The sequence below is a fragment of the Burkholderia lata genome (assembly GCF_902499025.1).
Lineage (GTDB): Bacteria > Pseudomonadota > Gammaproteobacteria > Burkholderiales > Burkholderiaceae > Burkholderia > Burkholderia lata_C.
Genome location: NZ_CABVPW010000009.1, coordinates 199,415 through 225,650 on the forward strand (window position 1 = coordinate 199,415; position 26,236 = coordinate 225,650).

27 protein-coding genes and 1 pseudogene are annotated in these 26,236 nt (G+C 65.0%); 18 read left to right on the plus strand and 10 right to left on the minus strand.

Annotated features, from left to right (window positions below; all coding sequences use genetic code 11):
• Positions 1 to 78 precede the first annotated feature (78 nt).
• The gene (locus BDI24065_RS11730; RefSeq protein WP_175031386.1) at positions 79 to 792 is read right to left on the minus strand and encodes a dienelactone hydrolase family protein; all 714 of its coding nucleotides are present in this window, start codon (positions 790 to 792) and stop codon (positions 79 to 81) included.
• Between BDI24065_RS11730 and BDI24065_RS11735 the strand changes: the two genes are divergently transcribed.
• Positions 791 to 1,063 (plus strand): hypothetical protein, encoded by a 273-nt coding sequence (locus BDI24065_RS11735; protein WP_175031387.1) that lies wholly within the window; start codon positions 791 to 793, stop codon positions 1,061 to 1,063. The genes BDI24065_RS11730 and BDI24065_RS11735 overlap by 2 nt on opposite strands.
• A gap of 61 nt (positions 1,064 to 1,124) precedes the next feature.
• Here BDI24065_RS11735 and BDI24065_RS11740 read toward each other — a convergent pair whose 3' ends face one another.
• Together BDI24065_RS11740 and BDI24065_RS11745 are read right to left on the minus strand one after the other, a co-directional pair.
• Positions 1,125 to 1,436, minus strand: coding sequence for a DUF4148 domain-containing protein (locus BDI24065_RS11740; RefSeq protein WP_011349305.1), 312 nt, complete (start codon positions 1,434 to 1,436; stop codon positions 1,125 to 1,127).
• A 326-nt stretch (positions 1,437 to 1,762) separates the two neighbouring features.
• Entirely contained in the window at positions 1,763 to 2,728 is a 966-nt protein-coding gene (locus tag BDI24065_RS11745) for a GlxA family transcriptional regulator (RefSeq protein ID WP_175031388.1), read from the minus strand.
• 214 nt (positions 2,729 to 2,942) lie between these two features.
• On the opposite strand from BDI24065_RS11745, the gene BDI24065_RS11750 reads away from it, so the two are divergent.
• The 5 genes and pseudogenes from BDI24065_RS11750 to BDI24065_RS11770 all read left to right on the plus strand — a co-directional run bounded on the left by BDI24065_RS11750 (position 2,943) and on the right by BDI24065_RS11770 (position 5,703).
• Entirely contained in the window at positions 2,943 to 3,584 is a 642-nt protein-coding gene (locus BDI24065_RS11750; RefSeq protein WP_175031389.1) for an HD domain-containing protein, read from the plus strand.
• 218 nt (positions 3,585 to 3,802) lie between these two features.
• Positions 3,803 to 3,976, plus strand: a pseudogene (locus tag BDI24065_RS41625) (catalase); the annotation flags it as partial.
• 221 nt (positions 3,977 to 4,197) lie between these two features.
• On the plus strand, positions 4,198 to 4,401 hold the full coding sequence (locus BDI24065_RS11760) for a DUF1289 domain-containing protein (RefSeq protein WP_175031390.1): 204 nt from the start codon (positions 4,198 to 4,200) through the stop codon (positions 4,399 to 4,401).
• A gap of 370 nt (positions 4,402 to 4,771) precedes the next feature.
• Positions 4,772 to 5,227, plus strand: coding sequence for a type II RES/Xre toxin-antitoxin system antitoxin (parS, locus tag BDI24065_RS11765; RefSeq protein ID WP_039362838.1), 456 nt, complete (start codon positions 4,772 to 4,774; stop codon positions 5,225 to 5,227).
• On the plus strand, positions 5,224 to 5,703 hold the full coding sequence (locus BDI24065_RS11770; RefSeq protein WP_175031391.1) for an RES family NAD+ phosphorylase: 480 nt from the start codon (positions 5,224 to 5,226) through the stop codon (positions 5,701 to 5,703). The genes parS and BDI24065_RS11770 overlap by 4 nt, the downstream gene beginning before the upstream one ends.
• 37 nt (positions 5,704 to 5,740) lie before the next feature.
• Here the strand turns inward: BDI24065_RS11770 and BDI24065_RS11775 are convergent, their stop codons facing one another.
• The 3 genes from BDI24065_RS11775 to BDI24065_RS11785 form a co-directional block, all read right to left on the minus strand.
• The gene (locus BDI24065_RS11775) at positions 5,741 to 6,679 is read right to left on the minus strand and encodes a tyrosine-type recombinase/integrase (protein WP_175031392.1); all 939 of its coding nucleotides are present in this window, start codon (positions 6,677 to 6,679) and stop codon (positions 5,741 to 5,743) included.
• Positions 6,680 to 7,012: 333 nt separating this feature from the next.
• A complete protein-coding gene (locus BDI24065_RS11780; protein WP_175031393.1) occupies positions 7,013 to 8,374 on the minus strand; it encodes a uracil-xanthine permease family protein in 1,362 nt (453 codons plus the stop codon).
• Between the two features lie 58 nt (positions 8,375 to 8,432).
• Positions 8,433 to 9,557 carry an aryl-sulfate sulfotransferase gene (locus tag BDI24065_RS11785; protein WP_175031394.1) on the minus strand — a complete coding sequence of 375 codons (1,125 nt, stop codon included), beginning with the start codon at positions 9,555 to 9,557 and terminating at the stop codon, positions 8,433 to 8,435.
• A gap of 102 nt (positions 9,558 to 9,659) precedes the next feature.
• On the opposite strand from BDI24065_RS11785, the gene BDI24065_RS11790 reads away from it, so the two are divergent.
• From BDI24065_RS11790 to BDI24065_RS11805, 4 genes are all read left to right on the plus strand, one after another.
• The gene (locus tag BDI24065_RS11790) at positions 9,660 to 10,616 is read left to right on the plus strand and encodes a LysR family transcriptional regulator (protein WP_175031395.1); all 957 of its coding nucleotides are present in this window, start codon (positions 9,660 to 9,662) and stop codon (positions 10,614 to 10,616) included.
• Between the two features lie 231 nt (positions 10,617 to 10,847).
• Complete coding sequence (locus BDI24065_RS11795) at positions 10,848 to 12,833, plus strand: gamma-glutamyltransferase family protein (protein WP_175031396.1); 1,986 nt, start codon at positions 10,848 to 10,850, stop codon at positions 12,831 to 12,833.
• A 103-nt stretch (positions 12,834 to 12,936) separates the two neighbouring features.
• On the plus strand, positions 12,937 to 13,281 hold the full coding sequence (locus BDI24065_RS11800) for a hypothetical protein (protein WP_254609734.1): 345 nt from the start codon (positions 12,937 to 12,939) through the stop codon (positions 13,279 to 13,281).
• 300 nt (positions 13,282 to 13,581) lie between these two features.
• Positions 13,582 to 14,124, plus strand: a complete 543-nt coding sequence (locus BDI24065_RS11805; RefSeq protein WP_175031398.1) for a hypothetical protein — start codon at positions 13,582 to 13,584, stop codon at positions 14,122 to 14,124.
• 94 nt (positions 14,125 to 14,218) lie between these two features.
• Here the strand turns inward: BDI24065_RS11805 and BDI24065_RS11810 are convergent, their stop codons facing one another.
• Both BDI24065_RS11810 and BDI24065_RS11815 read right to left on the minus strand, forming a co-directional pair.
• Positions 14,219 to 15,334, minus strand: a complete 1,116-nt coding sequence (locus BDI24065_RS11810; RefSeq protein WP_175031399.1) for a succinylglutamate desuccinylase/aspartoacylase family protein — start codon at positions 15,332 to 15,334, stop codon at positions 14,219 to 14,221.
• Positions 15,335 to 15,389: 55 nt separating this feature from the next.
• Entirely contained in the window at positions 15,390 to 16,535 is a 1,146-nt protein-coding gene (locus tag BDI24065_RS11815; protein ID WP_175031400.1) for a succinylglutamate desuccinylase/aspartoacylase family protein, read from the minus strand.
• A 321-nt stretch (positions 16,536 to 16,856) separates the two neighbouring features.
• On the opposite strand from BDI24065_RS11815, the gene BDI24065_RS11820 reads away from it, so the two are divergent.
• Complete coding sequence (locus tag BDI24065_RS11820) at positions 16,857 to 17,981, plus strand: aminotransferase (protein ID WP_175031401.1); 1,125 nt, start codon at positions 16,857 to 16,859, stop codon at positions 17,979 to 17,981.
• 94 nt (positions 17,982 to 18,075) lie between these two features.
• Here the strand turns inward: BDI24065_RS11820 and BDI24065_RS11825 are convergent, their stop codons facing one another.
• Both BDI24065_RS11825 and BDI24065_RS11830 read right to left on the minus strand, forming a co-directional pair.
• Positions 18,076 to 18,723, minus strand: a complete 648-nt coding sequence (locus BDI24065_RS11825; protein ID WP_175031422.1) for a helix-turn-helix transcriptional regulator — start codon at positions 18,721 to 18,723, stop codon at positions 18,076 to 18,078.
• 74 nt (positions 18,724 to 18,797) lie between these two features.
• Positions 18,798 to 19,802, minus strand: a complete 1,005-nt coding sequence (locus BDI24065_RS11830; protein ID WP_175031402.1) for a succinylglutamate desuccinylase/aspartoacylase family protein — start codon at positions 19,800 to 19,802, stop codon at positions 18,798 to 18,800.
• A 239-nt stretch (positions 19,803 to 20,041) separates the two neighbouring features.
• Here BDI24065_RS11830 and BDI24065_RS11835 point away from each other — a divergent pair, with 239 nt between their 5' ends.
• From BDI24065_RS11835 to BDI24065_RS11865, 7 genes are all read left to right on the plus strand, one after another.
• Entirely contained in the window at positions 20,042 to 20,866 is an 825-nt protein-coding gene (locus BDI24065_RS11835) for an ABC transporter substrate-binding protein (protein ID WP_175031423.1), read from the plus strand.
• 52 nt (positions 20,867 to 20,918) lie between these two features.
• Positions 20,919 to 21,629: a helix-turn-helix transcriptional regulator gene (locus BDI24065_RS11840; protein WP_175031403.1), complete on the plus strand. Its 711-nt coding sequence runs from the start codon at positions 20,919 to 20,921 to the stop codon at positions 21,627 to 21,629.
• Positions 21,626 to 22,597 carry a threonine/serine dehydratase gene (locus tag BDI24065_RS11845; protein ID WP_175031404.1) on the plus strand — a complete coding sequence of 324 codons (972 nt, stop codon included), beginning with the start codon at positions 21,626 to 21,628 and terminating at the stop codon, positions 22,595 to 22,597. Before BDI24065_RS11840 ends, BDI24065_RS11845 begins: the two co-directional genes overlap by 4 nt.
• Positions 22,594 to 23,544 carry an ornithine cyclodeaminase family protein gene (locus BDI24065_RS11850; RefSeq protein WP_175031405.1) on the plus strand — a complete coding sequence of 317 codons (951 nt, stop codon included), beginning with the start codon at positions 22,594 to 22,596 and terminating at the stop codon, positions 23,542 to 23,544. The genes BDI24065_RS11845 and BDI24065_RS11850 overlap by 4 nt, the downstream gene beginning before the upstream one ends.
• A gap of 506 nt (positions 23,545 to 24,050) precedes the next feature.
• Entirely contained in the window at positions 24,051 to 24,821 is a 771-nt protein-coding gene (locus tag BDI24065_RS11855) for a hypothetical protein (RefSeq protein ID WP_175031406.1), read from the plus strand.
• A 160-nt stretch (positions 24,822 to 24,981) separates the two neighbouring features.
• Positions 24,982 to 25,554 carry a hypothetical protein gene (locus tag BDI24065_RS11860; protein WP_175031407.1) on the plus strand — a complete coding sequence of 191 codons (573 nt, stop codon included), beginning with the start codon at positions 24,982 to 24,984 and terminating at the stop codon, positions 25,552 to 25,554.
• A 78-nt stretch (positions 25,555 to 25,632) separates the two neighbouring features.
• A complete protein-coding gene (locus tag BDI24065_RS11865; protein ID WP_175031408.1) occupies positions 25,633 to 26,175 on the plus strand; it encodes a CbrC family protein in 543 nt (180 codons plus the stop codon).
• Positions 26,176 to 26,236: the final 61 nt, after the last annotated feature.

Consider the following 26,236-nt stretch of genomic DNA (forward strand, 5'->3'; position numbering starts at 1 on the left):
CTTTCGTCCGTGGCGTTTTTTCTTGCGCGGCCGTCCGACGCATGCGCGGCGGCAGCGTGCGTCGAACGCGGTGTGACGTTACCCCTGCTTCGCCCAAAGCGTGCGGCCGAGGAACGTCAGCGTGCGATCCCATGCCATTTGCGACCATACCGGATCGAACTGCGTGCCGGCGATGCGGCCGGGGCCGACGGCCGTTTCGTTCGCGAACGCGTGATGCGCGAGATAGCGATGGAATTCGACACCGACCTTCGCATCGGTCAGTTTCTTCTCGAGTGTGTCGACCTGGTCGATCGCAAAGAATGCGTCCTGCGTGCCCCAGTGGCCCATCAGCGGCACGTTGAGCTTCGCCGGATCGAGGTAGTCGAGCGGCGGGAAGCCGTACCACGTGACGCCCGCGTCCGCATCGGCGAACTGCAGCGACAGCAGCGTGAGTGCGCCGCCCATGCAGTAACCCGTCACCGCGACACGCGGCGCAAGCGTCTTCAGATACGTCACGGCGCCCGGGATGTCCTGCGAGGCCGCGTCGCCGAAATCGAGCCCGGTCATCAGGTGGTGTGCTTCCTCTTCCTCGACCGTCGACTTGCCGCGATACAGGTCGGGCACGAGCGCGAAGTAGCCGCAGCGCGCGAGGCGATCCGCGACGCCGCGGATCTGGTCGTTCAGCCCCCACCATTCCTGGATGACGACGACCGCGGGCGCGCCTTCGGTCTTTGCCGGCGTGGCGAGATAGCCCTGCAGTTCCTGGCCGTCCGGGCGTCGAAACGTGATCATGGAACCGGATGTTTGAGACATGAAACCGCTCCTTTTCGAAAAATGCGATGAGTGCGGCATCGGGGCCGGCCTGCGGGCGTGGCGACGATCGGGCAAGCCGGGCGTCGTGGTTCTGCTCGAGTTCGTTGCGGCCGGCACCGACCACGCGGCCATTCTATGCGCAAACACCGGCTGCCGGCGTGAAGGGCGCCGCGCGGCACGCGATCCGCACGATCGCCTCGATCGCCTCGATAGAGGCGCGCGATCCGCTCCGGAAGCGGACGTCCGAAAAGCAAACACCCCGCCCCGATGAACGGGAGCGGGGTGCTTCGGTTTGCCGCGCGCGTATCGGAATACGCGGGCGTGTGCCGGGCTTACTGGCCGAAATACACGGAGTCGCGGCCGTCCTGCTTGACCGCGATCGCACGGCCGGCGCGCACGCCGGCGGCGGCTTGCGCGCCGTAGCCGGTTTCGTCGGCGTTCGTCACGCGGGCCTGTGCGGTCTGCAGTGCGCGCGGGTAGTACTGGTCGGAGACTTCGGGCTTGTAGCCGGCCTGTTCGAGCTGGACGAGTTCTGCTCGCACCTGGGCACGCGTCAGCTGGCCCGACGGGTTCGATTGTGCGAATGCGCCGTACGAGGCGGACAGGGCAGTTGCGGCGACGACAGCGTAGATGAACGACTTCATGATGACCTCCGGTTTCATTGATTTCGCGCTTCGCTTGTTGCGTTCAGCGGTTGATTGCATCGTAGCGATCGCGTTACCGGTCGGAAATACGCGTTCCAGCGAATAATTATTGCAACTGGGTAAACGATCTGGGCAGGCGGGTGTTTTCGTCTGATGATTGCGCGGCTGTTCCGCAGTTAATCGGGATCTCGGGCGACGCTTTCCGCGGGGCGATGTCGTCGATCGGCCAGTGGCCTGACAGCACGGCGATCAGTTGGATCGGATGCCGAAGTATTTGGGCGGGATGGTTGACATCGTTCGCGCCGGATCGCGCGTGCACGGATGCGTCACTCGGCCGGGACTGCCTGCCGTTTCCGGTATTCGGCGGGCGTGATTCCGACGTGCCGCGTGAACGACCGCCTGAGCGTATCGACATTCGCGAAGCCGCATTTCGCGGCGACCTGTTTCGGCGTGTCGTGGCCGTTCTCGAGCAGCTGGCGGGCTGCCGAAATGCGGGTCGCCTCGACCCAGGCGGCCGGTGTCATGCCGACTTCCGCGCGAAACAGCCGTGCGAAATGGCGCGGGCTCATGCCTGCATGCTTCGCCATCTCCGCCACCGAATGTTCGAGTTCCGGATTCGCCGCGATCCAGCGCTGGACCTCCTGCAGTACCGAACGCCCGGCGGGGCGCGCCTCGCCCTTGCGGCTGAACTGGAGTTGCCCGCCCGGGCGCTTGAAGAACATGACCAGTTGCGCCGCGACGCGCCGCGCGATCTCGCGGCCGAGATCTTCCTCGACCAGCGCGAGCGCGAGATCGAGCCCGGCTGTGACGCCGGCGCCGGTGCGCAGCTTGCCGTCGCGCACGTATAGCGCGTCCGCGTCGACGGCGAGCGACGGATAGGCTTCGGCGAGCGCGTCGGCGGCAGCCCAGTGCGTGGTCAGGTGACGACCTTTCAGCAGGCCGGTGGCCGCGAGGATGAACGCGCCGGTACAGATCGAGCCGTAGCGCTTGCTCTGCACGGCTGCCGCTCGCAGCCACGCGAGGACGTCGGTGCGCAGTGCGATCCGGCCGGCGCTCGGTGCGCCGGCGACCAGCAGCGTGTCGATGCGCTCAGGCATGTCGGGAACGATCCAGTCGGGCAGCAACTGCGCACCGGACGAACTGCGGATCGGACCGGATTCGCTTGCAATGATCCGCAACGTATAGAACGGTTTCCCGCATTCGGCGTTCGCTTGCGCGAAGACATCGAGCGGTGCGGAGACGTCGAGCAGTTGAACGCCCGGGACGGCGAAAATTCCTATGACCTTCGGCATGATCGATGGCGTGTCGTGTCGAACGTGACGGGTAGCAGTATAGAGGCGCGAGCGATGCGTGAAGCGGGCGGAGGAGCATCTTTACGGTGTTCTTTTTGCCGCGCGGGCACCGTGTCCGTCTGTCACGCAAAATGGCAGGATTTGACGTAATCAGTCTATTGAAGACAGCTATCGAACTCCGGAAAATCAAGGGTGTTTTCAATGGAGGTCGATCATGACTGAGAACGTTGCAGGCATCACCATTCCCGATAGCCAACTGACGCGCGAGATCACCGAACTCGTTCGCGATACCGCGTCTCCGTTGCTGTTCCATCATTCCAGCCGAGTCTTCTATTTCGCGGCGCTCGCGGGCCAGCGGCGCGGGCTGAAATACGATCCCGAACTGCTCTACTGTGGCTGCATGTTCCATGACATGGGGCTCACGCACAAACACAGCAGCGCGTGCGAGCGTTTCGAGGTGGACGGCGCCAACGCCGCCCGCGATTTCCTGAAGGGCAAGGGCATCTCGCAGCAGGATATCGACGTCGTGTGGACTTCGATCGCGTTGCATACCACGCCAGGCATCCCGCAGCACATGCACCCGGTGATCGCGCTCGTTACCGCAGGCGTCGAGATGGACGTGCTGGGCCTGACGTATCCGGAATACAGCGACATCGAGCGTGAGGCCGTCGTTCGTGCGCATCCGCGTACGCCGCATTTCAAGGAAGACATCATTCAGGCGTTCTACGACGGGATCAAGCACAAGCCTGACACGACGTTCGGCAACGTGAAGGCCGACGTGCTCGCAGACAAGGATCCGCATTTCCACGCGGGCAATTTCTGCAGCGTGATCCGGTCGTCCGCGTGGGCCGGTTGATGGATTGCGGTATGGCGCATGATTCCGGGTACTGAGCGGAGGTCGCGTGCAACGTGAATTGCGGGTCATAAAGTATTCAGGAGTGCGATCATGTATGACAAATCGCACGATCGAATGCTGACCCGCGCGAACGGCGCGACCGTCGGCAACAACGCCAATATCCAGACTGCCGAGCCGGGCGGCCCCGCGCATTAGCAGGACGTCTGGCTGATCGCGAAGTGATCCCGGAGCAGCGCACGCGTGCGAATGGCGTCGGCGTGTACGGCGCGTTTACCGTGACGCACGACATCGGCCCAGACACGAGAGCGGAAACCTTCTCGGCAATCGGCAAGCAGACGCTGAGGTCTGCACGCTTCCCGACGATCAGCGGCGAACGTGATGTGGCAGACCCTGCTGGGCAACACCGCACGTCGGATACCCGGGGCGTCGAAGGGCATCCTTCAGCGGCAAATCGACAACTGCGCGAAGTTCCGGCCGACTTGTGGCGCGGGCATCGCGGCGACACGGGTGTGGCTGGCGCTGCGGCTCAGGTCGCGTCGCCGGTGGAAAGGTACCCGTATATGGGAGCGCAATTCGTTGCGCTGCCGGAATTTCAACCGATACGAGCATTCCAATGGCTTCCACGCTTCACGACGTACCCGACAGCCCCTGTGTCGGCGTGTGCTCGACGTTGTTCGACGATGTCTGCAAGGGATGTGGCCGAACGGCCGACGAGGTCTCGCATTGGGTGTTCATGAGCGACGACGAGAAACGCGCGACATGGGAACGCATCCGGCGCGAAGGCACGGCGATGCGTTTCCGTTGTGACGGACGGTGAATCGCCGGAAGCGGCGTTCCGCGTTCCGGGTGGCGGGGGCCGCGCTCGACGTACATCTCCATGTCCTGATCGAGCCTTTCGGCCTTGCACCGAAGAACAGGCCGGCGGATGGAGCGAATGAAACCAGTAAAAGAGTTGTTACGTGACAACAATCCGATGGTTACCCGGACTTTATATACTGAATAGCTGCATCCTGTCACCCAGGCGAATCTTCGATTCGCGACCACGGAAGGCTGCCTCCGAGCAGGCGGGTCATGTCGCTCCGGCCTTCCACACGCCCTGACGAACGCCACAGGCACGCTCGTTAACCGCATTCCGCATGTTCCCGGCAAAACGCCTATAATGGTTGGGCAAATTGCCGGGAGAGGTCATGAGCACCATTGCTTTCCATCCTTCGGGCGTCGCGCATCCGCGTCAGGCCGAATTCACGATTCTCGAACAGCTGCTGGCGATCCGCGTCCGATCGGGGGCCGATCTTGCCGAGCTGGCGAGTGCCCGCGTCGACGTCTCGGTGATCGACCGGCTGTCCGAGCGCGGGCTGAAATCCGACGAGCTGGCCTTCATCATTCCGCGCCGCACGCTGAGCCATCGCCGCCAGGCGCACGAACGCCTGTCGCAGGAGGAATCCGACAAGGCGATCCGTCTCGCGCGCATCGTCGCGCAGGCGACAGCCACGTTCGGCGACCAGGAGAAGGCGATGGCGTGGCTGCGCAACGGGCTCCAGCGCTTCGGCGGCCGCACGTCGCTCGACATGGCGAGCACCGAGCATGGCGCGCGGCTCGTCGAGGAAGTCCTCACGCAGATCGACGAGGGGTACTTCGCTTGACGACGCTGTGGCGGATCAGCAATTTCGCCGACCTGAAAGGCATCGGCGGGTTGCGTGCCGGCGGGCGCTGGCACTTTGCCGGGCAGCCCGTCGTGTATCTCGCCGAGCATCCTGCGCTCGCGCTGCTCGAGACGCTCGTTCATTTCGAAATCACCACGGTCGCGCAATTGCCGAGCGGATACCAGTTGCTTCGCATCGAGGTGGCCGATTCGGTCGACATCGCCGAAATCGCGGAGGGCGACGCGCCGGACGACTGGCGAACCAACGTCGACTGGACCCGCAGCGCCGGCACCGAGTGGCTGCACACGCAGCCGAGCGCGCTGCTGCGCGTGCCGAGCGTCGTCGTGCCGCACGCGCACAACTTCCTGCTGAATCCGCTGCATCCGGCCGCTTCCGAGGTCCGTATCGCGGAAATCATGCAATCGCCGTATGACACGCGGATTCTGCGGCTGATCCAGTCGAAGCCGGGCGAATAGGAAACCGGACGTCACACGGCCCGCGCCAGGCGCGGGATCAGCGCTCGTGTGCGGCGCGATCCGCGGCCGCATCGGGCGGCAGCGTCTGCCGGATGCGCGTGACCGTTCGCGTACTGACGAGACCGAGCATCGCACTGACGTCGGCATGCGCGTGGCCGGCAAGCAACTGGCGGCGCGCATACGTGTTGCGCAGCACGCGCGGGCTCAGGTCCGCCGCGTGAAAGCCGATCGCGGTCAGCGCGTCGCGCACCACGATCAGCAGGAACATGTCGTTCATCGCGCCACCGCCACGCGGCGCCGGGAACAGTAACGCGGATGCCGGTGCGTCTGCCGTGCACGCGCGCCATGCGGCGAGCGGTGCCAGCGCAAATTCGGCGAGCGCGATCCGGCGGGCCGGCCGCGCGCGATCGCGCGCCACGGATAGCGCAGGCGGCCGTGCGTCGAGATCGGGTGCGTCGTGCGTCGACGCGCGTATCTCGGCCGATGTGATGCCGCTTGCGAGCAGCAGCGCGACGATCGCGCGATTTCGGCAGTCGGCAGGCGTGTCGCTCGGCCGAGGCTGCACATGGCGCTGCAGCGCCGCGTCGGCCTCGGGCGGCAGGTAGCACGGCTCGGGCTCGCCGTCCGGCCATGCGAGCTCACGTGTCGTCCGGCCGGCCGGATGGATCGTGCGCACGCCCGCTTCGACCAGATGGCGGCCCAGCCGGTCGATCAGCTTCGCGTAGCGCACGCGGGTCGACGTGCCGGGCGCGCAGGTGCGCTCGAGTTCCGCCAGGAAGGCCGCGACGTGGTCGGGCCCGAATGTGGCCAGCGACACGCGCTGTGCGATCAGATGGCGCAGGAACCGTTCGAACATCGCGACGTGCTGCACGACCGATCGCGGCGCGAACGGCCGGCGATCGGCACCGGTCGCGGCGGTTTCCTGCCACGCACGGAAGGCGCCGACGGGGTCGTCAATCCAGCGATTCGTGTCCATGCACGATTTATAGCCGGAACGCGGAGGCTCCGGCAATCCTCCCGATGGCCGGGAGCCCGGCCGGTGCGTCAGTGAGCGGTACGCGCGTTGCCGATGCCGTCGTTGCGCATCGGCAGGCAGGTGAGCATCAGCATGATGAGGAAACGGAACGCGTCCGGCACACCGCTCCATTGCTTCGACATCCGCATCCCGAGTCATCCGTGGCTGACCGACATGAACCCGCTTCGCCACGTGATGATGCCGAGCGTTGAGCCGGCGATCGCAAACGAACCGGCCGAGTGGAGCGCGATATCGCCGGCACGCGGCGGCGCGCACCGTTGCCCGCCATCACCATCAAACGTCGCGCGAAGGGGAGGAACCCGGAACCGCTGCCGTTCCCACCTGTCCGCTTATCCGCGCAAATGCAGCGAACGCCAGCTGCGTCGCGATGGCCGCGAGCGTGCCGGCCGCCATGCCGTTGCCGAGCACGATCTGCACCGGTGAGCCGAAATGCCGATACAGGTTCGGCACCAGGATCGGCGCAAGGCCGACGACGAGCGCGGCCGCGAGCGTGTACTGGTTGGCGCGTGCATGCAGGTCGACGCCGGCGAGCAGCCGGATACCCATCACGCCGATCATCGCGAACACGACCAGCGCGGTACCGCCGACCACGGCGGCCGGAATCGCATACGCGAGCCGCGCGAGCGGCGCGAACAGCGCGATGACGATCAGGATCGCGCCGGCGGCAGCCGTCACGTAGCGCGAGCGCACGCCGGTCGTCTGCACGACACCGATATTTTCGGCGCTGGTCACGATCAGCGGCGTGCCGAACAGCGCGCCGGCGAGCGACGCCAGCGCATCGGCGCGTATCGTCTTCGGCACGTCGCGCGACAGCGAGATCGCCTTGCCGCAGGTTTCGCCGACGGCGACCGTCTGCGCGGTGGCCTCGGCCATCGAGATCGCGGTGAAGATCAGCAGCGGCAGCGCGGCCAGCACGTCGAAGCGCGGCATCCCGAACGGCAGCCACACCGGATGCGTGAACAGCGGGCCGCGCCATACGTCGGCAAGCGCCGGCATCGCATCGAGCGCCCAGCCGAGCGTTGCGCCGGCCATCAGGCCGATCAGCACCGCGAGGCGTCCGAGCGTGCCGCGGAACGCACCCGCGGCGGCGACGGTGGCGACGATCGTCGCGAGTGCGAGGCCGAGCGCGCGCGGCTGCGCGAAATCGGCCGAACCGGGCTGGCCGACGACGATCGTCGCGTAGATCCGGATCAGGTTGACCGACACGAGCAGCAGCATCGCGCCGACGACGACGCGCGGAAAGAGCCGCAGGCAGCGCGTGAAGACGGGCAGCAGCACCCAGTAGAACGCGCTGGCGAGCAGCGCCGCGCCGGCCGCCGTCGGCAGGCCCGATTGCGCGGCGATGCCGACGAACAGCATCGTCGGTGCGCCGCCGGGCACCATCACGAACGGCATGCGTGCACCGATCGGCCCGGCGCCGAGCGATTGCAGCAGCGTGCCGATCCCGCACGCGAAGAACGTCGCGCCGATCAGCTGGACCGTCAGGTCCGCCGGCAGCGCGAGCACCTTGGCGATCAGGAACACGGCCGTGATCGGGGACGCGGCCATCGACAGCACGTGCTGCAGCCCGAACAGCGCGAGCTGCCACGCGGGCAGCCGCGCGTCGACGGGCGGTGAGATCGGATCGTGCGACACGGCAGGCCCCTCGGAAGCGAACGGCGACGAGCGCCGGAAACCGGCGGTGAACGGAAGGTCAGGCCCGCAGCCAGGGCAGTTGCGCAGCGCTGTAGCGGAACGTCTGGAACACGCTGTTGAGCTGGCCCGGCCCGGTCTTGCGCGCGGCTTCGTCCGGGTATTCGGCGAACCACGGAATCACGTATTCCCAGACGACCTCGCCGGCGGGCGTCACTTCGAACAGCCGGCCCGTCGACGATTCGGTGACGTGCGTGTTGCCGTTCGGCAAGCGTTGCGCGTTGCCCATGAACGGTGTGTAGAACAGGTTCACGACGTCGTCCGCATACGACCACACGACGCGCTGCGTCGCCGGATCGATCTCGACGACGCGCGAGAACACGACATGCGCGCCGTGGCGGAAATTGCCGTTGTCGAACGCGAGGATGTGGCCGTTCGCGAGCGGCACCGGCGCGTGCTGGTGCGACACGACGTCGGGCCCGATCCGCAGGTCGACGCGGCCGGTTTCGCGATTCACGCCGATGATGCCCGACGTCGTGCGCAGGCTCATCAGCACGCGGCCGTTCGCGTCGACCGCGAGACCGTTGACGAGCGGCCAGTGATAGCGCCCGAAACCGGCCGCGATCGGGAAATCCTCGGGCCGCAGATGGTCGCGCGCATGCCATTCCCAGACGATCTGTCCGGCCCGGTTGACTTCGCGGATCACGTCCGAATACATCACCTCGTCGTCGCCGTGCGGCGTGCCGCCCGGCACGCGCCGCGCGAACGCGGCGTCGACCGGTTCGCACGCGGCGTAGAGCAGGTTGCCGTTCGGCAGCCACTGCGCATCGTGGTGGTGCGCGGGATCCTCGTAGCGCCACACGGTTTCGCCTTGCGGCGTGACTTCGTAGAAGTCGCCGCCATGCCACATCGACCACGGCGCATAGCGCGACTCGGATTGCGGATGGTTGCCGTTGTAGCCGAGGTTGCCGTTCGCGAGGATGACCGCATGGCGGCCGGGGCGCACGGGCATCTTCCACTGATGCACGACTTCGCCGTCGATGCCGACGAGATAGACGTTGCCGTCGGCCGTCTGCGGCGCGATGAGCGTATAGCCGCCCGCGGACAGCGCGGGATCGTGGGCGATGAGGCCGACGCCACGGCGGCGCTGGGTAATCTGGTCGACGGTCGTCACTGCGGTCTCCATTCGAATCGGATACGGGGATGCAGCGGAATCTAGTCGATCCGGATGGTCAGTAAAATCGGATTATTCTTGACGCCCTGTTCGGAAAAATCTAACGGACCCTTGATGCGTTCGATATCGCAGACATTCCGCTGTTTCGACGAAGTCGCGAGACGCGGCTCGATTCGCAAGGCGGCCGACGCGCTGCACCTGACCGCTGCGGCGGTGCACCAGCAGATCCGCAATCTCGAGGAGCAGGTCGGCGTGCCGCTGTTCGACCGGCTGCCGCGCGGCATGCAGTTGACGCTCGCCGGCGAGATCGTGATCGCGGCCGTGCGGCGCGGCCAGCGCGACTTCGATAACGCGCTCACGCAGGTCGAGGATCTGCGCGCGCTGCGGCGCGGGCACGTGAACCTGGCCGTACCCGCGTCGACCGCGGAAAAGCTCGTGCCCGACGCGATCCTCGCCGCGATGCAGCGTTATCCGGGCGTCACGTACAGCGTGCGTTCGGGAAACGGCGAGAGCATCGTGCGCTGGGTCGAGACGGGCGAGGCCGACATCGGCTATGCGCTGCGCCGGCGCACGGCGGCGGGCGTCGTCGAGGTGCGCGCGTTCGCTCAGCCGCTGGGTGTCGTCACGGCGCCCGGTCATCCGCTCGCGGCGTCCGGCGGCAAGGTGCGGCTGCGCGACTGCTTCGCGCATCCGCTGATCCTGATGACGCCCGACACGGAACTGCGTGCGATGTTCGACCAGATCGATGCGCGACAGCCGCGCAACGTGCGGCCGCTGGTCGAGACGGGTTCGGTGCCGATGGTGCGGCGCCTCGCGGCCGAAGGCGCGGGCGTCGGCTTCCTGATCGCCGAGAACGTCGCGGACGACGTGGCCGCCGGCCGGCTTGCGTGGACGCCGCTTGCCGATGCGGGCGCGCGCTCGTTCAGCTGCATCTACCAGCGGGCGGACATGAGCGCGACCGTCGCGATGACGATGTTCCTCGAGTTCTTCTCGGAGGCGATCGAAGCGATGGAGCGCGGCTTCGCGCGCGACGGCCGGGCAGCCGGCAAGCGCCGTCGGGCACCAAGGTAACGATGTAACGACATCGGCTGCGCGAGTGCATCGCAGTGCGATGCGGTGCAGCATGCGAACCCGCAGGCGAAATCGGTGACGTTGCGCACACAACGTCCGGTCGCATTACGTCATTTCCTTATTGCGGAAAAAATTTTGTTCATGGGACTATCGAACGCGTTGCCGGCGCACCGAGGGGGTCGCAGGCAGCGTGATGTCCATCGCAACGACCTACAAGAACATCGGCAGACAATGAACAGAACAGCGATTTTTCCGTATGCGTCCGCGTTGCTCGCGGCCGCCCTGGTGACGGCATGCGGCGGCGACGTCGAGAACGAAGCAGCCCGCACGCCGACACCTTCCACCGATGCGAGCTGCCTCGCGGTCGACAACAGCGGTGCAACGGTCGTGGTGGGCTCGAACCAGCCGGGCGACCCGTCATTGCCGGAAGCGTCGTCGGGCTATCGCACCGGGATGAAGCCGGTCTATGCGAAGACCTATCTGGTGGCCACGTCGAACGCCTACGCGAGCGCGGCCGGTTGCGCGGTGCTGAAGAAGGGCGGCACGGCCGCCGATGCGGCGGTCGCCGTGCAGGCCGTGCTCGGCCTGACCGTGCCCGAAGCGACGGGCCTCGGCTCGGGCGGCGTGCTGCTCTACTACGATGCGCGCGGCAAGACGCTGCAGGCATACGACGGCCGGGAAACCGCGCCGGCCGCCGCGACGGAGAACTACCTGCGCTACGTCGATGACGCCACCGACCAGTCCGCGCCGCTGCCGAACGCACGTGCGAGCGGCCGCTCGATCGGCACGATCGGCGTGCCGAGGCTGATCGAGGCGCTGCAGCAGGATCACGGCCGCCTGCCGTGGCAGAACCTGTTCGGCGATGCGATCACGCTCGCGACCAACGGCTTCCCGATCGGTGGCCGGCTCGCCGACGCGATCGCGGCGAACGCCGCGAACCTGAAGCGCGACCCCGAGGCCGCCGCGTATTTCCTGAACGCCGACGGTTCGCCGAAGACGCTGGGTACCGTGCTGAAGAATCCCGCGTATGCGCACACGCTGACGCTGATGGCGCAGTCGGGCGCGAATGCGCTGTACACGGGGCAGATCGCGCAGGATATCGTCACGAAGATCGCGACGACGAAGGGCGCGGACGGCTCGACGCTCACGCCGGGCAAGACGACCGTCGCCGACCTGGCCGCGTACCAGGCGAAGCGCCGCGAACCCGTGTGCACGACTTATCGCAGCTACTGGGTGTGCGGGATGCCGCCGCCGTCGTCGGGCGGCATCGCGGTCGCGTCGGCGCTCGGCATTCTCGAGAATTACGACCTGAAGTCGCTGAAGCCGACGGCGATCGATCTCGAAGGCGGCAAGCCGACCGTCGCGGGCGTGCACCTCGTCACCGAGGCCGAACGGCTCGCGTATGCCGACCGCGACAAGTACGTGGCCGATACGGATTTCGTGCCGCTGCCGGGCGGCACGTGGAATACGCTGCTGAACAAGCCGTACCTGAAATCGCGCGCGGCGCTGATCGACCCGGCCAAGAGCATGGGCACCGCACAGCCCGGCAATCTCGGCGCGGTGCCGCTCGGTGTCGACACGACGTTGATCGAGCACGGCACGAACCAGTTCACGATCGTCGACGGTGACGGCAACGTGCTGAGCGCGACGACCACGGTCGAGTCGAGCATGGGCTCGTTCCACATGACCAACGGCTTCCTGCTGAACAACCAGCTGACCGATTTTTCCGCGAATCCGGTCGACAGTGCGGGCAATCCGGTGGCCAACCGCCTGCAGCCGGGCAAGCGGCCGCGCAGCTCGATGGCGCCGACGATCGTGTTCGGGCAGGCCGCGGATGGTTCGCGCGGCGATTTCGTGATGGCGACCGGTTCGCCGGGCGGCGGCACGATTCCGCAGTACGTGGTCAAGACGCTCGTCGGCGCGCTTGACTGGGGGCTCGACGCGCAGCAGTCGGCGGGGTTGGTCGACTTCGGCGCGAGCAACAGCCCGACGACCACGATCGGCGGCGAGCATCCGAACGTCAACACGGCGAACAACGGGGCGAACGATCCGCTGATCACGGGGCTGCTCGCGCTCGGGCACAAGGTGTCGACGTCGGCGCAGGCGAGCGGCGTCAACACGGTGATGCGCGTGACGGTCGGCCAGTCGCCCGCGTTGCAGGGCGGCACCGATCCGCGTCGCGAAGGCGTCGTGCTCGGCGATACGTTCCGGCCGTAATCGGGTAGTACGCACACGGCCCCGACCTGCCCGTATTCACCCACGGGCGGTCGGGGCCGCGCATTGTGAAGGAGCCGCAATGACGAACGCGCATCTGCTTGAAATGGACGTCGCGCTGTCGGTGCCGGGCTTTTTCGATTTCCTCGGCGACCTGGATTGCGACCGCGCGCTGGACAGTCGAGACGCCGAGCCGTTCGATGCGCAGTGGATGACGTCGTTCGATGAAGTCGACGGCGATCCAGGCGCAGCGCTCGACCGGCCGGCCGTGAGCGCGCTGAGGGAAAAGGCGTTCAAGCTCGCGTTCGGCGCGTCGAGGAACGCCAGTGTGGCGGCATGCGTATCCGACGATATCGAACTCATCGCGAGGAGCCGATTGTCGGGTCGCGCCGACGGCTGGCCGACACACGTTCTTTGGAATGCTTATAGAAGCGGCCGGTTTCCCTGCTAGCCGTTTCATCTGCCTGGTTTCCCGATGCGTCGCGATCGGCCGCGTCGCCGTCGCGGAATGCGCCGCGCGGCACGTCTCCAGCGTCACCCCGTCCACCGCTCAATCCCGCCGCAAGCCCGCGATTGTCAAACAGTGTGAGTCAATCGTCAGCATTTGCAACGGAAGTAACAGTCCCCGCAAATCAATCGATTCGGGCGTCTGCGCCGCTACATTAGCTCCACCTGCCGCACGTCGCGGCAAGGCATGCGACAGGCCGCACGAAGGCGGCCCGCAGCAACAACGTCTTTGGGGAGAATGACCATGAACAAGATTCGTACGATTCTGCTGGGTGCTGCACTGACCGCGATGGCGACTTCGGCTGCGTTCGCACAGACGGCTCAGACCGGTGCCCAGGGTTCCGCAGGCGTCGGCGCGCAGGTTCAGACGCCGCTGCTCGGCGGCGGCGTGGGTGTGCAGGCTGGCGCCGGCGCGAATGCGGCAGGCTCGGGTTCGGGCGCGGGCAACGCCATTGGCGGCGCGCTGAACGGCGTCGGCAAGACGGTCGGCGGCGTGGGCTCGGCAGCCGGCAACGCGGTTGGCGGTGCGACGCATGCGGTCGGTTCGGCAGCGGGCACGGCGAAGGATGCCGCCGCATCGGCCGTCCACTCGACGAAATCGCACGTGAAGCACGTCGCGGGCACGGCGAAGAGCCACGCGCAAGGCGCGGTGTCGACGGCAGGCGACGTCGCCGGCGGCGCGAAGGCGAAGGCCGGTGAGGCGCTCGAAGGCGCGACGAACTCGGTGCAGGGTGGCGCATCGGTCGGCGTGAAGGGTTCGGCGTCGGCACAAGGCGGCGCGCTGTAAGCGTCGCGCGTCCCGACAGAGCCCGGCCCGCATCGATGCGGGCCGGGCTTTTTTTATTGGCGTGCCTGATCGGATGAAGCGTGTTCACGCAGGCTCAATCCGGTAAAAGTGCCCCGCTGACGCGTCCCGGAATTTTGTCTCGTCCTGCGATCATTGCAATTCGCTGGCCGGCAAGTACAAAGTGGACATGCATTCGGGCGACGAGCATTCCGTCAATGCTTGATCGCATCACCGTGCGGGACTCGGCCTGGCCGTCCGTCAAATCGGTTATCACGCCGATTTCCGCGCCTCTGGCGACGAAAGTGCCGACCGGAACGCGCCATGTCGCGATCCCCGTTCGTGTCGCCTTCAGGTGATCGACCGCCTCGAGCGCCGATATCGCCGGTGGCTCGTGTTGCACCGGTTGCCGGTCATCGACGACGAAACCCTCGATCCGCAGGAAGTCGACAAGTGCGTCCGCGTCGCAAGCTGCGAGCGTGTCGGACACATCCCGCTGGCCCCGCAATTCGACGACCGCGGCGAAACCCTGTCGTGATCCGCATTGCAGACCGCATTGCCGGAGAGCAGACCATGCGTCGTGAAACGATTGGTCGAACGTGCTGCCACCGGCACTGTCCTCGAGAAGCAACACCGAGGCCTTCAGGCATCGGGATAGCGAGACCGCACGTTGTTCGTGCGCCCAGTTGCCGTACACGTGCATCACGGCGGTTTTGTCGCAGTGCAGATCCAGCACCATGTCATGCGCAAAGGCACGCCACAACAGGATCTTCTTCAGATACTCGACAGGATCGCAGCCCTGTTCGGCTGGCCTGGCTATTTGCATCAACCGGTATTTCGCGTCGTCGTGATTCGTCGGGCAGCTTCCTGCCCTGAACCGCCGCATAACCTCCGAACCGATATCCGGGAAGCGGCGATCGAAATTGCCGCTGCCCGCACAGTCAAAACGGCCGGTCAGCGTCCCACCGACGAATTGCTGCATGCCGACGGGATTTGCCCACGTCATGACGGTGACGCGTCCCGTCAATGCCCGGTTCAACTCGAGGGATGCCAGTCTCGTCAGGAGATGCTGGATCACGAGAAGTCCCGGCACTTCTCCGGCATGCAAGGCCGCCTGGAGATAGATGGAATGTTCCGCCTCCTGCTGGCCGAACGTGTACTCGCGCAGCGTCATCCGCGTCCCGGGCGAGAGATCGGGAAGCGGTAGATCCATTATTTCCATGTTTTGGCCTTGGCCTGAGACGAACGGGATGCGTGTCGACGAACGGTCAGAAATCCAGCAGCAAATTGCCTGGATCGCGATCGACGAGCGGCGCGTTGCCGGCGATCAGTGCCGCGCGTTGTCCCGGGCGCACGAGCTTCTGGAGCTGGCGCACGACCATCACGCCGTCAATCGGGCTGACGACCGGAACGCGCGAATTGATCTCCGTGCTGTCGAGGCGAACGATTTCGGCAAACGTCTCGCCAGCGGCAATCCGGTCCCCGGGGGCGCACCGATACACGATCACGCCGGCGCAAGGGCAACGGACATGGGCCGCGCCTTCCAGCGGAAATGCTTCGGGTGACGCGATTCCGGCGCAATCGTCGAATCGGTCTGGCAAAGACAGGACACCTTCGGATTCGGCGAAGCGCAGCAACCTTCCGGCATCGGTCGACGCGAGTTCGTCGTTGACGTCCGACTGGCCGCGCAATTCGATCGTCGCGGAAAAACCGCTCGCCTCGCCATCGAGCAGGCCGGCTCGCTGCAGCGCACCCCACGCACCCGAATGGCTCTGGTCGAATGCGCCACCTCCGGCTCCTGCCGGTTCCAGTAGAACCACCGGGGCGTCGACCCACCGCGCCACCTTCATTGCGCGTTCGCGCTGGAGCGCCGATGCGTAGACGTGGGCGATGGCATCGGTGTCGCAGTGAAGGTCGATGACGATGTCATGCTCGATCGCCAGCCTGGCCAATTCAAGCTTCATTGCGGCAGCGGGGCTCATTGCGTTGCCGCCGTCCAGCAGGCCGCGAAAGAAACGCTTCCACTCGGAACGCGAGAGGCTCGATGCATCGTCTTCGCGCAAACGCTGCTCGACGGCTCGCCCGAGTGCCGGGAAATTCCGGTTGAAGTTCTCGCCGTTCTCGAAATCGAAGCGCCCGACGACCGGACCAAAGAGCCGCTGCGACAGGCCGATCGGATTGGCAAACGGGACGACCGTGACGCAACCGTCGATGCGCCCGGCCCGGTCCAGCGCGTGCAGCGCCTCGAGCATGTGTTGCAGGACGAGCAGGCCGGGATGCTCGTCAGCATGCAGGCCGGCGTGGAAATAGATGCTGCGGCCGTGATCGATATTGCCGAACCGGTGTGTCGTCAGGCTGAGCGCAACACCCGGTGCCGGCGACGGCAGGGAAATCTCGGTGCGTCGATAGGTCATGCGTCGTCTCCTCGAATGTGGTTCGGCGCCGTGGGAGAGCGATCGCCGAAGGGGCGCTCGTTCGGCGACTCCCGGCGAGCGTCGGGCTCCACGGCTGAAATTGGATTTTTCAGTCTACTATGGACATTTGAGTTTAGGAAGCGGATACTTTGTGCAGGTTGTCCCGCAGGAATGTCGGGTCGCAGTGGAATTCGCGATCGGGCAACGGGCGGAAGCCGCCTGCGGTGGAGATGTCGTGCCGGACGAAGTGCCCACCTACTCGCTTTCTACACGCGCGGCCGATGGCAGATCGCGCAATCCATATCAAAGGAACGGACTGACATGAAAATCAAGGAATTCGGTGTCGAGCGCTGGATGGATCTTTACGAGCACCACTGCACCTACAACCTGGCGGAAACGTGCGTCGAATCGCTGACCGTCGACCAGCTTCTCACGCTGACCGGTCGCCAGGAGTCGGTGCTCGACGATCTGCGGCCGATGAAGCTGACGTACGGCGCGATCGAAGGGACATCCCGACTGCGCGAGGCCATCGCTCGCACGTATGCGAAGCAGTCGGTGGCAAACGTCATCGTGACGCACGGCGCCATCGGCGGGAATGCGCTGATCTACGAAACGCTCGTCGAACCCGGCGACACGGTCGTCTCGGTCATGCCGACCTACCAGCAGCACTACTCGATTCCGGAGAGCTATGGCGCGAACGTCAAGGTCCTGAAGCTTCGCGAAGAGAACGGCTTCTTGCCGGATCTCGCCGAACTGGAGTCGCTCGTCGACGGGAAAACGCGACTCATCGCCATCAACAACCCGAACAACCCGACGGGATCGCTGATGGACGAAGCGTTCCTGGGCAAGGTCGCGGATATCGCTCGCCGTTGCGGCGCCTATGTCCTTTGCGACGAGGTGTATCGCGGCACGGATCAGGAGGGGAGCGGGTATAGCGCATCGATCGCGGACCTCTACGAAAAGGGCATCAGCACGGCCAGCATGTCGAAGACCTATTCGCTCGCAGGGCTGCGTCTGGGCTGGATCGCCGGTCCGACCGAGCTGATTCAGGCAGTCGCCGTCCATCGCGACTACAACACCATCAGCGTGGGGATGATCGACGATTACTTCGCAACGCTGGCGCTCGAGCATCGCGATGCGATCATGAAGCGCAACCTCGATATCGTCCGCACCAATCTCGCGATCCTCGAGGCGTGGGTCGATCGGGAGCCCGCGATTTCCTGGATCAAGCCGAAATCGGGAACGACCGCGCTCCTGAAATATGCGTACGACATGCCGTCGCGAGAGTTCTGCGTTGAATTGCTGGACGCGACGGGCGTGATGTTCACGCCGGGGAGCGCGCTCGAGATGGAGGGCTACATCCGGATCGGTTATGCAAACCACCGGGATGTCCTCGAGAAGGGGCTGGCGCGCGTATCGGATTTCCTGCGTACGAAGGCACGCTGACGAGCACGGGTATCGAACCGCTCGGGTGGGCTGTTGCGGCGCCCGAGCGGCGCGACCGACATGCGGATTCAGCACCGGAGCGGTGCCGAATCCGTCATTCGAATCCGCGCATGTCCCTCAAGTGCTTGTAGACGGTCGCGCGCCCCATGTCGAGAACGCTCGCGACATAGTTGGCGGTGCTCTTGCCGTTGAAGCCACCCTGCGCGTACAACGCCTCCACGAGCTCGCGCTTGTGCTTTCGCGACAGCGTGTTGAGTGCGAGCTGACGTTCGCGTAGCCACGTGTGAAGAAACGTGTTGATGCGCTCCTGCCAGTCATCCCTGAAAAGTTCTTCCGGCGGTCGCACGAGGCCTGCACCGGTAACGAACAGGTCGAGCGCGTGTTTGACGTCGTTGAATGCCGCGATATTGAAGTTGATGCACACGACCCCGATCGGCTCCGGCGATTCCCCCGGCACGAGGACGCTGACGCAGCGCATCTGACGGCCGTCCCAGTTCGTTTTCTCGTACGGTCCCATCACGTTCTCGATCACGGGCGCCTTGAATTCGTCCAGGGCGGAGTCGTCCCCGGCTTCGCGCTTCGAGAGATTGTTGGCGATATAAGCGACGGTTTGCGTCGCGAGATCGTGGATCACGACTTCCGCGAAAGGGAAAAACAGGGCGGCGATGCCGTCGGCGATACGCCGGTATCGATCGAGTGCGCGTTGATCGGCGATGGCTTTTTTCGGTTTGCGAGGGGGCATCTTTCGTCTGCCAATCCGGATGGGTTCACATCGCGAGTCACGATGTCGGCGTGGTCTTGCGGGCGCTGCGCGGGTCAATTCGCATGCCCGCGCGGAGAGAACGGTACGGCGATGACCGCCACGGTATCGTCGCGTCGCACGAGTGCCTGGCCGTTCAGGCAGAGCAGTACGCCATCCCGTGGCGCGTGAACCGCGGCAGGTGGCGTCGTCCGGTCGATGTAATGCTGAACCCCTAGAACGTCTCCCTGCCGAACCGCTTCCCCAAGCTCGACCATGGGTTCGAAGAGCGCCGTATCGTCGGCCAGCACCGTGTATGCGGGGCCGGGTACGTGGAGCACGCGGGAGGCGGGCGCCGGAGTTCGACCGTCTGCGTGACGGAAGTGCCCGAGATGTCGCAGCAGCCGATGCAGCCCGTCATGCGTGAGCTTGATCGTTGCCGGCGTGACCCGCGCACTGCCGCCGAGTTCGCTTGCGAGCATCAGCTTTCCGGCGCGCTCTACCACGTCGTCGATCATGACGTCGGCATGATCCTCGCGCAGCACGACCGTGAAGGGGGCGCCGAAGCTTCTCGCGGCGTCGACGAACGCGGCCGTGCGTGATTCGTCGGCTTGCTCGTGAACGAACATGCACGGATGAAAGTGCAGGGTGCGACCACCGGAATGCAGGTCGACCACGTGGTCGACGCGCGGAACGAGTTCGTGCGAAATGAAATGAGCGAGGCGCTGCGTGACCGAGCCTCTGTCGTTGCCCGGAAATTCCCGATTCAGGTTGCAGCCGTCCAGCGGGGACAGGCGGGCGCCGGCCAATACGGCAGGCAGATTCAACGACGGGATGATGATGACCGAGCCCGTGATCTCGCGCGCGTCGAGCGCATGCGCGAGCTTCGATAGCCCAATCTGGCCTTCGTATTCATCGCCATGACTTCCACCCAGCAGCAGCGTCGACGGTCCGATGCCGTTCCGGAAAAAGAAGACCGGGATGCGCAGATTTTGCCAGGCGCTCGTGTCGGTGGAGCTCGGCAGTTCCAGGTAGGCCGCCTGGCGTCCGTCGAGTTGCCAGTCGATATTCAGTCGAGTCATTGACATACCCCTTGCGGTTACAGGATTGCGTCGCGTGTCGGCGACGTCGGATGCAGCGATCCGCACCCCGGTTTCGAGGGCGAGGATGCGGATGACACGGAATGCATTCGTCTTGATGGATCATAAAATCCAGTTTAGACTAAAAAGTACATGACGATCAATCGATGTCGACGGCAAGGCGGCCAGGCATTCCGGTCTCTTTCCTGAAGACGCGACGCGCTCGCTGCATCGATCGTTTCATGGACCTAACCTGGTGTGAGGAGACAGCGATGAGGAAGCAAGGAGTTCGCGCGGTGTTCGCGGTTGCGCTTGCGGCGATGGCGATGTGGGGAGAAGGGGTTCAAGCGGAAGGCATCAAGACCATTCGGTTCGGCCTGGAAGCCGCCTATCCCCCGTTCGAATCGAAGGCGACGTCCGGACAGCTCGAGGGCTTCGACATCGACCTCGGGAATGCACTCTGCGCGCAACTGAAGGCGAAATGCGTGTGGGTGGAGAACGCCTTCGACGGCTTGATCCCCGCGTTGCAGGCGCGCAAGTTCGACGCAATCGATTCGGCGATGAACATCAACGCGAAACGGGCCGAACAAGTGGATTTCACGGTGCCGCTGTATCTGACGCCGGCCCAGCTCGTCGCCCGCAAGGGCAGCACGCTGCGGCCGACGCCCGAGGCACTCGCGGGGCATAGCGTCGGCGTGCTGCAGGGGTCGATCCAGGAACAGTATGCGAAACAGATGTGGGCGCCGAAGCATGTGAGCGTGCAGAGCTATCAGACCCAGGACGAGGCGTATGCGGACCTCGTGACGGGGCGTATCGACGCAACGTTCGTGGACGCGACGTCGGCGAGCCTCGGGTTCCTGGGCAAGCCGAACGGGAAGGATTTCGCATTCGCCGGGAACCCCGTCAATGATGCGAAAATCATCGGCACGGGTGTCGGCATTGCGGTGCGCAAGGGCGACAACCAGCTTCGCGAGGCGCTCAATGGTGCATTTGCCGAACTCAAGCGCAACGGCACCTATCAGCAGCTTCTGAAAAAGTATTTTACGGTGGACCTGGCCGTGCATTGACCGGAGACGGACGTGTACTGCGTCAGGTCTGCATCGATTCGGAAAAACAGACATGAGCAGAGCACAACCCCCCTCCAACGGATCCACTGGCAAGACGGGCGATCGGACCAAGACGAGCGCGACGGCGAAGCGCGGCAAACGACCGGCGAGTACGGGGCAGGTTGCCCCGCACCGCGCGGTTGCCGACGCGATCGCGCTGCTGTTCCAGCCTTATACGGAAGTCGTGCTGCACGACCTCTCGACGCAAACGGTCGCATACGTTGCGAACAACTTGTCCAAGCGGGAGGTCGGCGACGATTCAGCGCTCGAGGAAATCGGTTTCGACGAACGGGAGAATGTGATCGGGCCGTACGAAAAGCTCGGCTGGGACGGTCGCAAGATCCGCTCGATCAGTGCCGTGTTGCGGACCGAGTCGGGTGAGCCTGTCGGGGTCATGTGCATCAATTTTCACCAGGCTGCGCTCGATCAGGCAAAGCAGGCGCTCGAATTGTTGCTGTCGAGCGCGGTGCTGCAGCCGCAACCGGAGAAGCTGTTCCGCGACGATTGGCAGGATCGGGTGAATGTCTTCCTCGATCACTGGCTGCAGGAGCGCAAGCTCACGTTGTCGATGCTGACACGGGAGCACAAGCGCGAACTCGTTGCTGCGTTGTATGCGGAAGGCGCGTTCAATGGAAAGAGCGCCGCGAATTATGTCGCAAAGGTCCTGGCGTTGGGGCGCGCGACGATTTTCAACTATCTGAAAGAGCTAAGAGGTGAAGGGTGACAGAAGATTTGTTTGACCGGATAGAGGAAGCGCATCGCGCGATTCGTCCTCAGGTGGCCGTGACGCCGTTCACGTTCAGCCCGATGCTGTCTGCGGTTTCGGGATGCCAGGTATATCTGAAGTGCGAGCACCTGCAGCACACCGGATCGTTCAAGTTTCGTGGTGCCACGAACAAGGTGCGGCTCCTGGATGCGCAGACGCGGCGAAACGGCATTCTGACCGTGTCGAGCGGAAACCATGGTCAGGGTGTCGCGCTTGCGGGCAAGCTTGCGGGCGTGCCGGTCACGGTCTACGCGGCGAGCACGGCATCTCCGGTCAAGCTCGAGGCCATCCGTGCGCTCGGTGCGGAGGTCATTACCCTTGACGACTCGAGTCTCGGCGTCGAACTCGAAGCCGCTCGCCAGGCGAAACTGAAGGGGATGACGTTCGTTTCCCCTTACAACGACATCGATGTGATCGCCGGTCAAGGCACGATCGGGATCGAGATACATGAACAGGCGCGCGCGGAAAATGCGAAGCTTGCCGCGGTGTTTGCGTCGGTGGGCGGAGGCGGGCTGATTTCCGGCGTCGGTACGGCCGTCAGCCGCCTGATTCCCGAAGTGGCGGTCGTGGGATGCTGGCCGGCCAATTCGACGGCACTCTACAGCTCGTTGAAGGCGGGCAGGATTGTCGAGAGCGAAGAGCTCGACACGATTTCCGATGGCACGGCCGGAGGCGTCGAACCCGATAGCATCACGTTCGACATCGCGCGGAACGTGATTACCGACACGAGTCTCGTCACCGAAGAAGAAATCAAGGCAGCCATGAAGCTGGTTGCGCAGACCGACCGCTGGATGGTGGAGGGCGCGGCGGGCGTCGCGTTGGCGTCGATGCTGAAGCGCGCGCCTGAATACCAGGGACGTGCGGTGGCCGTGATCCTGTGTGGCCGGAACATCATGCTGGAAAAATTCGTCGAGGCGGTGAAATGAAGATCTGGAGCAAGGAAGAGATCGTCGCGCGATTCGACGCCGATCGCGCGGTGCGAATGATCGAGAAGGGGTTCATTGCCTATTCCCGGAAAGCGGTGCTCGTTCCGCCTATCCAGAATTTTTATTTCGCCGCGGCTAACGGTGATTGCTGCATCAAGTCCGCGTATGTCGACGGCGCGGAGACTTTCGCGGTCAAGGTGTCTGCCGGTTTCTACAACAATCCCGCATTGGGTTTGCCGACGAACAGCGGCCTCGTGATGATCTTCTCGGCGAAAACGGGCGAGCCGGTCGCCTTGCTGCAGGATGGCGGATGGCTGACGTCGGTCCGCACGGCGATCGCCGGCCGGCTTGCCGCCCAGGTATTGGCGCCGCGCGAGGTGCGCGCCATCGGAATCATCGGAACGGGCGATCAGGCGAGGTTCCAGCTCGAATACCTGAAGCCCGTCACGACCTGCCGCGAAGTCCACGCGTGGGGGCCGGACGCCGAACAGGGCCAGCGCTTCGTGGCCGATATGTCTGCGCAAGGATTCAACGTCACGTTTCACGACGACCCGGAACCGGTTGCGCGAAACGCGAACCTCATCGTGACGGCAACGCCGTCACGCGAAGCCTTGCTGAAGTCCGAATGGATCTCTGCAGGTACTCACATTACCGCAGTCGGTGCCGACGGTCCGGGAAAACAGGAACTGGACGCGCAGATTGTCGCGAGAGCGAATGCAATCGTCGTCGACTCGATCGAGCAATGCTGCAAGTACGGCGAAATTTCACACGCGTTGTCCGCCGGGTTGATACAGGAAAGGGCACTGCTGGAACTCGGCGACGTGCTTGCGCGAGGAGGGCGCGCGAGAGATGACCGGGATGCCATGCAGATCACGGTCGCGGACCTGACCGGCGTCGCGGTGCAAGACGCTCAGATAGCAGACAGTGTCGTCAGCGACGGCAAGTGAGAGGCTCGATTGCCCGGAGCACAGCGTGCTCCGTGGCGACTGCATGAATGGGTGTTGGTTTGAATCGTTGCCGATAGCCAGACGCGAGGTCGACGCGTGGTGCAGGGACCACGACGCGCCCCGTGCGTCGCATGGGGCTCACGATTCGACGCCGGGCGATTTCACCCGGCAATAGCGAGCGGCCGCCGATCCGACGAAGATTCCGGGCGTCAAGGTCGTCGAAGAGGCGTGCGTGCCGGAAACGATCGTTACGCAGCGCACCATGGCGGGAGCGACCATCCAGGACGGTGCCGGACTCATCATCGCAACGTCGTTGGCAGGTGGCCCCCTGCCCATTGCCCGCCCGCCATGCTTAAATAGCGGGGCTCCCGGTTGCCGGTCCGCCGCGATCGCGGCGCCGGCCGATACGGGCCGGCATGTCCGATCGACATCGTGACGACAGACGACACCAAAACGCCGTTCCGGCCAGCCCGGCGCGGCCCGATAACATTCCGAGGCTTCACGTCATGACCACCCTGTTCCGTCTTCTCGCGCTCGCCTGCGCGCTCTGGCTGACCGCTTGCGCAACATCGCCCGCGCCGTCCGGCAGCACCAGCGCGTCCGCCGCCGCACCGGACGCCAGCGAACGCCGCGGGCTCGGCACGGCATGGGGCGAGTCGGTGCGATCCGAAACCCGCCAGGTCGATTTCGAACGCGCGGATCCGGCGAAGCCGACGGATCTCGCGTCGGTCTACTACAACGATGCGTTGCCCGGACATCCGCCAGCCTCCCAGGTTCGCCGGTTGCCGACCCGCGTCGCGCTCGCCAACGGCGACATCGCGCTGTCGTTCACGGACGAAAAGGGCGCACCGCTGCGTCTCGCGCGTAGCAATGGCCGCTGGCACATGGCGGGCGTCGAAGGTTCGCGCTACATGATCGTGCTGCGCAACCAGGGGCGCCGCACGTTCGAGGTCGTGTCGAGCGTCGACGGGCTCGACGTGCTGTCGGGGCGGCCGGGCAGCTATACGAACGGCGGTTACGTGCTGTATCCGGGGCGCACGCTGACGATCGAGGGCTTCCGCAAGAGCCGCGACGAAGTCGCCGCGTTTCGCTTCGCGGCGGTGCCCGACAGCTATGTCGCGAATTCGAAGTACGGCGATGCCGCGAACGTCGGCGTGATCGGCGTCGCGGTGTTCGCGCAGAAGGAGAACGACGAGGAAGCGCTGCGCCGGAACGCGAATCCGTTCCCCGGCAATGACAACGGCTATGCTCCGCCGCCGGTACCGCGCGGCGAGTGACGGCACGTCGTGGATCGGCCGCGTGCGTCGTGACGAACGATGCACGCGAGGCGATCCTGAATCGGGGCTGCCCGAACGGCATGCCGGCGCATTCGGTGAACTGCACGACAATCCTGCGCGAATCATGCGGACACGGATCACCCCGACGAAATCGATTGCGTTGAAGCTCGCGGCGCTGGCGCTGCTGGCCTCGAACGCTGCCGTTGCGTTCGCCGAAACGCCGGCGCCCGAATCGGTGCGGCTCGCCAACGGTCACGAGATCGAATGGACGCGCCCGGGGTTGTTCGAGGTCGATGCAGCGCGCCACAGGAAATCGGCATTGATCGTGCCGGCCGCGCTCCGCCGGGCATTGCGCGATGCATCGAGTGTTGCCTTCCCGTCGGACCATACTAAGCGGATCGACGGCAACGACTATCTGCTGGTCGTCGTCAACCGCTCGTCGAACAGCCGTCCGACCGGATACTGCGGGGCGGGCGAAGAGGGGGCGCTGTACGTGCTGGAACTGCACGGCGTCCGCGCGGTGCCGCGTTTCGCGCTGCCGGTTCAAAGCTGCATCGACTCCGTTTCGCTCGACACCAAGGATGGCGCGCAATCGCCCTACCTGGCGATCGCCTGGCGCGACGACCCGGCCGGCATCGACATCCGGTGGGAATATCTCTCTCACGGCGGTGCAACGCATCGCGTCTATCGTTTCGCGAACGGCACGTTTGTCGAGGCCGAGGTTTCGCAGTAACGCGGCCGGGCTGCGGCACAATGGCTGTTCGAATTCGCATCGCGTGCTTCCCCACGTTCCGGTCCGACGGAGAACCTCATGTCGCTGCCCGCTTTCAGGTACCATCCCGACCCGCTCGCAACGGGTAGCGTGATTCGCTCGGACGCACGCTGCGTGTGCTGCGGCGATGCACGCGGTTATGTGTACGCCGGCCCCGTGTATGCGGTCGACGAGTACGAGCAATGCATCTGTCCGTGGTGCATCGCCGACGGCTCGGCGCACGCGCGGTTCGATGCAGTTTTTACCGACACGTACGGCATCGGTGGCGGCGAATGGGACGCAGTGCCCGACGCGGTCGTCGACGAAATCGCCTGCCGCACGCCGGGCTTTCAGGGCTGGCAGCAGGAACGGTGGTGGACGCATTGCGGCGATGGCGCGCAGTTCATTGGCCGGGCCGGTGCAGGCGAACTGACGGCGCTCGGCCCGCAGGCGGTCGCGTCGATTCGGGAATCGACCGGACTCGACGAGGGCGGCGAGTGGGAGCATTTCTTCGCCGCGCTCGACAAGGACGGCTCGCCGACAGCGTATATGTTTCGCTGTATCCATTGCGGCGAACTCGGCGGCTACCAGGATTGCGACTGACGGCCCGGCTGGCGGCATCGTCAGGCGATCGCAGGCCCCTATCGTCATGAAACAGAGGAAT